A 7,866-nucleotide genomic window follows, 5' to 3' on the forward strand; every position below is an offset into this window, starting at 1 on the left:
CGCCCAGCTCCAACCACTCGTCGAGGGCGTCGACGGCGACCTCCGGCTGGACCGCCACGTCGACGCCGAGGGCGAGCGCGGCGTCGGCCCGGTGCACGAGCGTCTCGTGGGCGAACCGGCGCGCGAAGAACGCCGGGCTGCCCGGCCCGAGCGGCGTCCACACCCGGGCCGCCGGCCCGGCGTCGCGCAGTGCCCCGGCCAGCTCGGCGGCTCCCTCGACCAGCCACGGCCCGACCACCGCCGGGTCCTCGTCGGCGTACGGCGACAGGTCACGGAAGTGGGTGTCCGACGGTGGCGTGGACGGACGGGTACGGACGATCTCCGCGGCCCACCGCTGCCCGCCCCCAAGGTGCCGCACCAGCTGGCCCACGTTCCACCCCGGGCAGGACGGGACGGCGACGGTCAGGTCGGCGCCGTCGAGATGCGACCGGAGCAGGTCGCTCTGCTGCACGATCTCGGCGCACCAACGGTCGTAGCTCACACCGGTCATTCGGCCACGCTAACCGCCGGCACCGACACGAGCCGCCCGCCGGGCCGTGCACCCTGCCCGCTTCCCGCCTGGCCGAAGGCGCTCGCCGGGCCACCGGCGCGGCTGAAGGTGCGGGCGGGGTTCACGTCGGCCCGCCGCTGGGGCCGGCCACCGGCTCCCGCCCCGGACCGCCACGGCCACCATCGCGGGTGGCCAGCAGGACGACCGCCACCAGCAGGTACGGCACGGCCGCCACCACGAAGGCGGCCCGGTTGCCGCCCACCGCCGCGACCAGGGCGTACCCGCCGTAGACGGCGATGATGGTCAGGTCGGTGGCCATGCCGGCGACCGAGGTGACGGTGGCCCGTCCCGGCCCGGTGATCCGCGCCTGGAGCCGGGCGTCGGCCAGCACCGTGGCCAGTTGGAAGGCGCAGAACGCGACACCGACCAGCACGAACCCCGCCGGGTGGCGCAGTCCCGCCCCGGCGGCGAGCGCGACGGCGGCCACGGTCAGCAGCGCGGCGTAGCCCCGGGTACCCAGCCGTTCGGCCGGCGCCGCGAGCAGGCCACCCACGGTCACCCCGGCCCACCCGAGCAGGAGCAGCAGCGGCACGGTCGACTCGGCGACGCCGGTGTCCCGGGCCAGCAGCGGCGTGTACTCGTCGAGGGCGCCCCACACGGCGGCCACCGCCGGGTCCAGCAGCAGCGCCCCGCGTACCCGTGGGTCGGCCCGGGCCTGGGCGAGGCCGGCGCGCAGGGTCGCCGCCCAGCCCAGGTCGTCGCCCTCCTCCGCGGGCTCCGACCCGGCCGACCGGGCCGGACGGTGTTCGGGGAAACGGGTGGCGACGGCGGCGGCCAGCAGGGTGGCCAGCACGCTGGCCGCGCCGACGGCCGGGTAGCCGCCGACGGCGAGCACCGGGCCGGCCAGGCCGATCGAGGCGAGCACGCCGAGCACCGCCGCGGTGCGCGCCCGGCCCATGGTGCGGGCGTAGCGGCCGGCGGCGCCGAGCCGGTCGAGTTCGGTGAAGACCAGCGCCTCCAGGGCGCCGGAGCCGAGCGCACCGCCGGCTCCCCAGAGGACGAAACCGAGGGCGAAGGCCGGGTAGGACGGGGCCAGCACCCACAGGGCGTAGCCGGCGCCGGCGAGCAGCGGCGCGAGGCAGAGCAGCAGCCGGCGGGAGACCGCGTCGGCCCAGGCGCCGGAGGGCACCTCGAGCAGGATGCTGGTCGCCGACCAGACGACGAAGAGCGAGGAGATCTGGCCGATCGACAGGCCGGTGTCGCTGAACAGCAGCGCGTACACCGGGTAGAGCAGGACGAGGTCCTGGAGGAACGCGTACCCGTAGAGGGTGGCCGCCAGGCGGCGGACGCCGGGCGGTGCTGCGGTGGTGACGATCATGAGGGCCTTTCCACGGGACCGGACGGACGCGGGACGTGCGGCGTCCGGGGTGGTCCGCGGTTGCGGCCCTCAGTTACGGATCAACATCGCCAGGTCATGCGCCGATGCTAGCGGCCACCGGCGGGCCTGGCGATCCCGTTTCGACGGGACGGACACGAACCGGGGTGGGACCCGTGCGGCTCCCACCCCGGTCGGTGGTCGTGCGGTCAGCGGCGCGTCGGGCCGCCGTCGACCGGCGGGATCACCATGGTGGCCTCGCTGTCGGCCGGCACCGGCTCGTCGTGGGTAGCCGTCGCCTGCCGGGGCGGCACCACCTGGGTCCGGTCGGCGTCGTCGTCCCGGGGCACCGGCTGGGTCAGCTCCGACTCGCCGTACGGGGTGACCGGCGTGGCGACGTGGGCCTGCGCGTCCCGCTTGCCGGCCTGGTACGCCCGGGCGTGGGTGGCGATGACCCGCGACTCCTCCTCGGCGCGACTGAGCCAGGACTCCCAGCGGCTCTGCATCGGCCGGACCAGTCCGCCGCCGACCCCGACGACCAGGATGCCGCCGACGGTGGCGAGGACGGCGATCAGCACCGGGGTGGTGACGGCGGTGGCGACGCCGATCTGGTTGAGCGCGGCGATGATGCCCAGGCCGAGGATGAACACCGAGGCGATGGTGGCCAGCACCCGGCCGTAGGACAGGCCGCCGAGGGCGCTGCTAATGATGTCCTTGACGGCGTTGGCGATGGCCGCGGCGACCACCACGATGACGATCGCGACGAAGGCGCGCGGCAGCCAGGCGATGACCCCGGCGATCAGGTCGGAGATCGGGTTGGGACCCCAGATGCCGAAGGCCAGTTGCAGGGTGACCAGCAGGATCCCGTAGTAGGCGAGCTTGGCGACGATGTCGCTGGCGTCGTACCTGGACCGGGCGAGCGCGGTCTTGATGCCACCCCGCTCGACGGCCCTGTCGAAGTGCACCCGCTCCAGGACCTTGTCCACGATCTTCAGTACGGCCTTGGCGATCAGCCAGCCCACCACGAGGATCGCCACGAAGGCGACCGCCCTGGGCAGGAAGAGCATCACCGCGCGGAGGGCGTCACCCACCGCGTCGCCGAAGTTGTCTTTCATAGCTGCCCTCCACACGAAACGTCAGGTCGTCGGCCCCGACCTACCCGAACCCGCCGGTGGGGAAACACCTTTCACGCACCGCGACAGGCGTAGCTCACCTCCGCGCGGGCCTGGTGCGGCGACGGGGAGACGATGTTGACGGTGGCCGTCTCGGTGGTGCTGCCCACCCCGTTGAACGCCCACTTCAACGACAGCGTGACGGTGCGCTGGCCCCAGCCGACCCGCTCGCTGAGCAGGGCACCGGGCGGAGAGCCGGAGCGCAGCCACTGGTACTCGAGCACGCCGCTGCGGCCGTTGGTCCGCACGGTGGCGACCACGTCGACGGTGACGTCGCACCGGTCCCCGGCCGGCTGCGGTACCGCCACGGTCACCTCCCCGATCTCCAACGGGTCGAGCCGCTGCCACAGGTAGAAGCCGACGACGGCGACCAGAGCCACGGTGAGCAGACCGGAGAGCACCGCCACCACCCGCCGCCAGAGGGGGCGTCGGCGGCGCGGCGGGGACGCCGTCGGCCAGGCCGGCGCGGCGGGCGGCGTCGTGGGCACGCCGGGCCCGAACCGCACCTCACCGCCCACCCCGGTCGGTCCGGCCGGCGAGGGTACGCCCCGACCCGTGGCCAGCGTGGCCGCGCTGGCCGGGGTGGTGCTGGCGTACGTCGCCTCGGTCGCGCCGAGCCGCACGGTCGAGTCGAGCGCGCCGGCGTCGATCGCCGGCCCGGTCGCGCCGAGGTGTGCGGTCCGGTCGGCGGCGCCGAGATGCACGGTCGCGTCCGTGCCGCCGAGGTGCACGGTCCGGTCGCCCGCTCCCAGGTGGACGGTCTCGTCCACGGCGTCGCGCGGGCTTCCGTGGCCCCCGCCGCCCAGGTGCACCGTCCGGTCCAGCGATCCGAGCTGGACCGTCTCGTCGGCGACCCCGAGCTGCACCGTCCGGTCCAGGCTCACCGTCCGGTCCAGGTTGACGGTCCGGTCCAGGTTCACGGTCCCGTCCAGGTTCACGGTCCCGTCCAGATCGACGGTCCGGTCGGCCGGGCCGGGACGCCCGGTCGCGGCCAGGTGGACGGTGGGCTCGTCGTCGCCGGTCGGCGTCGCGCCCCGCTCCCCCGGCCTGCTCATCGGAGGTCACCTTTCGTCGGGAACTGTCGCACCGGCCGGCTCCTAGCCGGGGGTGCAGTACGAGGAGAGCGACACGTACACCGGCCCGGCCGGGTCGGCCGCGTTGCCGGCGACGTCGACGGCGACCACCTGGATCGGGATGCGGGTGCTGGACTTCGGCGCCGGCAGGTCACCGAGGGTGCCCCGATAGACGCCCCGCCCGACGTGGGTCATGCCGATGGCGCGGGTGACGCCGCCAAGGGTGTAGCGGAAGCTCACCCGCAGGTCCTCGGCGCTGGTCCGGTCGTCGCTGGCGGTCGCGGTGACCGTGCTCGCCCGGTTGCCGTAGGGACACCCTCCGGGTTCGAGGAGGGTGGGGCTGGCGTCGAGCTTCCCGACGACGGGTGCCGTGCCGTCCGGTGGCGGCGGCGGGCTGGTCGACGCGCTGGGCGTCGGGCTCGCGCTGCGGGACCGGGTGGGCGTCGCGGTGGCCGACCGGGTCGGCGACGCCGTGGCGGTGACCGACGCCGAGGCCGTCGGGGTCGGGCTGGGCGACACGGCGTCGATGGCGGGCGCGGCGACCAACGGGCTGGGGCCGAGCGAGGTGAGCGCGGAGGCGCGCGGCGCGGCCTGGCCGTCGGCGAGGGTCAGCGCCGGCGCGTGCCGGGCGGCGTAGCTCAGGCCGGCGCCGCCGAGCAGCAGGGCGGCGACGAGGCCGGCACCGAGCAGCACGGCGCGGCCGGTCCCGCGCCGAGAGGCGGGCCCCGTCTCGCCGAACGTGGTGCCGGCCAGGCTGGTGGCGCCGGCGGTGCCGTCGGGGAACGGGAAGAGCGCGGCGAGCAGCGCGGCCCGGCGGGCGAGCTCGGCCAGGCCCCGCTCCTCCCAGTCCGCGCCGTAGGCGTCCGCGGCGGTGCGTTCCAGCTCGGCGAGGAAGACCTCCGCCGGCTGCGGCCGGTCGGCGGGCTGCTTGGCCATGCCGTGGCGGAGCAGGTCGTGCACGGGTGGCGGTGCCGCCTCGGTGGGGATCGGCGCCTGCGCGTGCTGGGTCCGCAGGGTGATCAGGTCCCGCCCGTCGTACGGGGGGCGGCCGGTCAGGCACTCGTAGAAGGTGGCGGTGGCGGCGTAGATGTCGCAGGCCGGGCTGGCCGGCGCGCCGGTCCACTGTTCGGGGGCCATGTAGCGGGGGGTGCCGCTGACCGATCCGCCGCCGTCCCGGCCGACCGGTACGGCGATGCCGAAGTCGGCCAGCTTGCTCTGCCCGTCGATGTCGACCAGCACGTTCTCGGGCTTGTAGTCGCGGTGCACGACGCCTCGGGCGTGCGCGGCGGCCAGCCCGGCGAGGGAGCCCTTGAGCACGCAGAGGGCCGCCTCGGGCTCGGTGGGGCCGTGGGCGCGCAGCATCTGCCGCAGGGACACCCCGTTGACCAGCTCCATCACGATGGCGGCGCCGTGCGGGGACTCGACGTACTCGTAGAGCCGGGAGATGTGCGGGTCGTCCACCTCGACGAGCAACCGGGCCTCGTCGCGGAACGCGGTGCGGGTCGGGTTGTCGTCCACCGCCCTGGTCAGGTACTTGATGGCGACGGGGGTGCCGCTGGCGTCGTGGGTGGCCAGCAGGACGCGGCCGGACGCGCCGGCGCCGAGCTGCCGTACCGGCGTGTAGCCGGACAGCTGCCAGTCCGCGCTCACGCGGCGGCCTCCCCGGCCTGCGGGGAGCGGTCACGGGTCAGGGCCACGCTGATCATTCTCGTCACGGGGGGCGTCCGGTCCATCGGCGCAACGGTTGCTCCACCGCGTCCGGACGTCCGTGATGATGGATGGGTTTCGGTCAGCGGACTTGACGCGGGCCGTTCAGCGGTGGCCTTCCCGGCGGTGGCCGTCGCCGGGGACGCTCGGCACCGCCTCCGGCGCCTCGATCTGCTCCCCGGCGCCGCGGGCCAGCTTGTCGAAGAACCGGAGCAGTTCCACCGGGAACGGCATGACCAGGGTGCTGTTCTTCTCGGCCGCCACGTCCACCACGGTCTGCAACAGTCGCAGCTGGTAGGCACCGGGAGTGTCGGCCATCGCGCGGGAGGCGTCGGCGAGCCGGCGGGACGCCTGGAACTCGCCGTCGGCGGCGATCACCCGGGCCCGGCGTTCGCGTTCCGCCTCGGCCTGCCGCGACATGGACCGCTTCATCCCCTCGGGCAGGGAGACGTCCTTGACCTCGACCCGTTCGATGAGCAGCCCCCACGGCTTCTCGGTGGGCGCGTCGATCACCGCCTTCAACTCGGCGTTGATCCGGTCCCGGTCCCGCAGCAGGGTGTCGAGGTCGGCCTTGCCGATCACCGACCGCAGCGCGGTCTGGGCCACCTGAAGCACCGCCGATGGGTAGTCCCGCACGTTGACCAGCACCTTCACCGGGTCGACCACCCGGTAGTAGACGACCGCGTCGACCGTGAGGGTGACGTTGTCCCGGGTGATGACGCCCTGCGCGGGCACCCCGATCACCGTGGTCTGCATGCTGACCCGGACCATCCGGTCGGCGACCGGGATGATCAGGTGGAGACCGGGCTGCCGGATGCGGTCCAGCACCCGGCCGAAGCGGAAGACGACACCGCGCTGGTACTGCTGCACCATTCGTACGCTGAGCGCGAGCAGCAGCGCGACGAGCGCGACGACGATGACCAGAGCGACGAACCCGGCGGCGGCTCCCATGACCCCTCGTTCCCGGAGGCGCCCGCCTCCGGCGCCGGGCATACCCGTTTCGGCGGGCGGCAGTCCTGCGCCGCGACCGTCGACCACCGGCGGGCCGCATCCGCCCGGTGGCGGGTGCGGCCCGGGTGGGGGCCGCCCGCGGCATCGATTGGCGGAACGGGCGCTGGGCTGCGGGGACGGGCACTAGCGTGAGGGCGGAAGGGCAGCTACAGGCTGGTGGCCGTCGAGCGACCGCCAGGACATCTGGGAGTTGGTGCCGAGGTGGCGAAGTTCCTGTTGAAGTCGACCTACTCCGCCGCGGGGCTCAAGGGGCTGGTCAACGACGGTGGCACCAAGCGCGCAGAGGTGGTCCGAAAGATGATCGAGGAGGCCGGCGGGCGGATGGAGTCGATGCACTTCGCGTTCGCCGAGGACGACACCTACGTGTTGTGTGAGCTGCCGGACCACAAGACGGTGGCCGGGCTGGCGATCGCCATCGGCGCGACGGGCGGCCTGAGCGTCCAGATCACCCCGGTGCTGACTCCCGCCGAGGTCGACGAGGTGACCCGGATGAAGACCACGTACACGCCCCCGGGTCAGTGACCGGCGGACGATGAGCTAGTCGCCGGACGGGCTTTCCCACGGTACGAGGTCAGGCGCGACGTCGGCGATCCGCTGCCGCATCGACCTGCGGCCGAGGGCGGCCAGCGCCTCGTCGACGAGCCGGCTCAGCGGGTACGACAGCTCCGCCTCGAACCGGCGAGCGGCGGCCGTGGTGGCGGCCGATTCGGCGTGCAGCACGGGCAGCAGCGACTCGGCCCTCGGGGTGAGGTGGGCGATGCGCTGCCGGGCGTCCGCGCCGGGGCTGAGTGTGACCAGGCCCGCCTTCGCCAGCTGCGCGACGGTCTGGCTGGCGGCGGAGTGGGTCACCCCGGTCGCCTCGGCCAGTGCGCGGATCGACGCGGGGCCGCCCGCCGCCAACGTCCGGATCACCGGGGTGAACCGCGGCCGGAACCCGGGCAGCCCGAGGTCGGCGTAGACGGCGGCGACCTCGCCGTCGAGCAGGTCGAGCAGATGGCGCAGCCGGGTGCCGAGCAGTTCGGGGCCGGGCGGGTGGGC

General features: G+C 74.6%; 8 protein-coding genes. 1 reads left to right on the forward strand and 7 read right to left on the reverse strand.

Annotated features, from left to right (window positions below; translation table 11 throughout):
• The 6 genes from KBX37_RS32605 to KBX37_RS32630 all read right to left on the reverse strand — a co-directional run.
• Positions 1 to 490: maleylpyruvate isomerase family mycothiol-dependent enzyme (locus tag KBX37_RS32605; RefSeq protein WP_210779680.1), on the reverse strand; the 490-nt coding region annotated here is incomplete at its 3' end.
• Between the two features lie 121 nt (positions 491 to 611).
• Complete coding sequence (locus KBX37_RS32610) at positions 612 to 1,868, reverse strand: MFS transporter (RefSeq protein WP_210779681.1); 1,257 nt, start codon at positions 1,866 to 1,868, stop codon at positions 612 to 614.
• Between the two features lie 206 nt (positions 1,869 to 2,074).
• Complete coding sequence (locus KBX37_RS32615; protein ID WP_210779682.1) at positions 2,075 to 2,980, reverse strand: hypothetical protein; 906 nt, start codon at positions 2,978 to 2,980, stop codon at positions 2,075 to 2,077.
• A 71-nt stretch (positions 2,981 to 3,051) separates the two neighbouring features.
• On the reverse strand, positions 3,052 to 4,092 hold the full coding sequence (locus KBX37_RS32620) for a hypothetical protein (protein ID WP_210779683.1): 1,041 nt from the start codon (positions 4,090 to 4,092) through the stop codon (positions 3,052 to 3,054).
• Between the two features lie 42 nt (positions 4,093 to 4,134).
• Positions 4,135 to 5,760 (reverse strand): serine/threonine-protein kinase, encoded by a 1,626-nt coding sequence (locus tag KBX37_RS32625; RefSeq protein ID WP_210779684.1) that lies wholly within the window; start codon positions 5,758 to 5,760, stop codon positions 4,135 to 4,137.
• Between the two features lie 162 nt (positions 5,761 to 5,922).
• Complete coding sequence (locus KBX37_RS32630) at positions 5,923 to 6,768, reverse strand: SPFH domain-containing protein (protein ID WP_210779685.1); 846 nt, start codon at positions 6,766 to 6,768, stop codon at positions 5,923 to 5,925.
• Positions 6,769 to 7,029: 261 nt separating this feature from the next.
• On the opposite strand from KBX37_RS32630, the gene KBX37_RS32635 reads away from it, so the two are divergent.
• The gene (locus KBX37_RS32635; protein ID WP_210779686.1) at positions 7,030 to 7,350 is read left to right on the forward strand and encodes a GYD domain-containing protein; all 321 of its coding nucleotides are present in this window, start codon (positions 7,030 to 7,032) and stop codon (positions 7,348 to 7,350) included.
• Positions 7,351 to 7,365: 15 nt separating this feature from the next.
• On the opposite strand, the gene KBX37_RS32640 is transcribed toward KBX37_RS32635, so the two are convergent.
• Positions 7,366 to 7,866: MarR family winged helix-turn-helix transcriptional regulator (locus tag KBX37_RS32640; RefSeq protein WP_210779687.1), on the reverse strand; the 501-nt coding region annotated here is incomplete at its 5' end.

The organism is Micromonospora sp. U56, from assembly GCF_018070095.1.
GTDB lineage: Bacteria > Actinomycetota > Actinomycetes > Mycobacteriales > Micromonosporaceae > Micromonospora > Micromonospora purpureochromogenes.

Excerpts from the sequence above, each read along its gene's own strand:
- KBX37_RS32615 (WP_210779682.1), bottom strand. The coding sequence starts at position 2,980 with ATGAAAGACAACTTCGGCGACGCGGTGGGTGACGCCCTCCGCGCGGTG.
- KBX37_RS32620 (WP_210779683.1), bottom strand. The coding sequence starts at position 4,092 with ATGAGCAGGCCGGGGGAGCGGGGCGCGACGCCGACCGGCGACGACGAG.
- KBX37_RS32610 (WP_210779681.1), bottom strand. The coding sequence starts at position 1,868 with ATGATCGTCACCACCGCAGCACCGCCCGGCGTCCGCCGCCTGGCGGCC.
- KBX37_RS32630 (WP_210779685.1), bottom strand. The coding sequence starts at position 6,768 with ATGGGAGCCGCCGCCGGGTTCGTCGCTCTGGTCATCGTCGTCGCGCTC.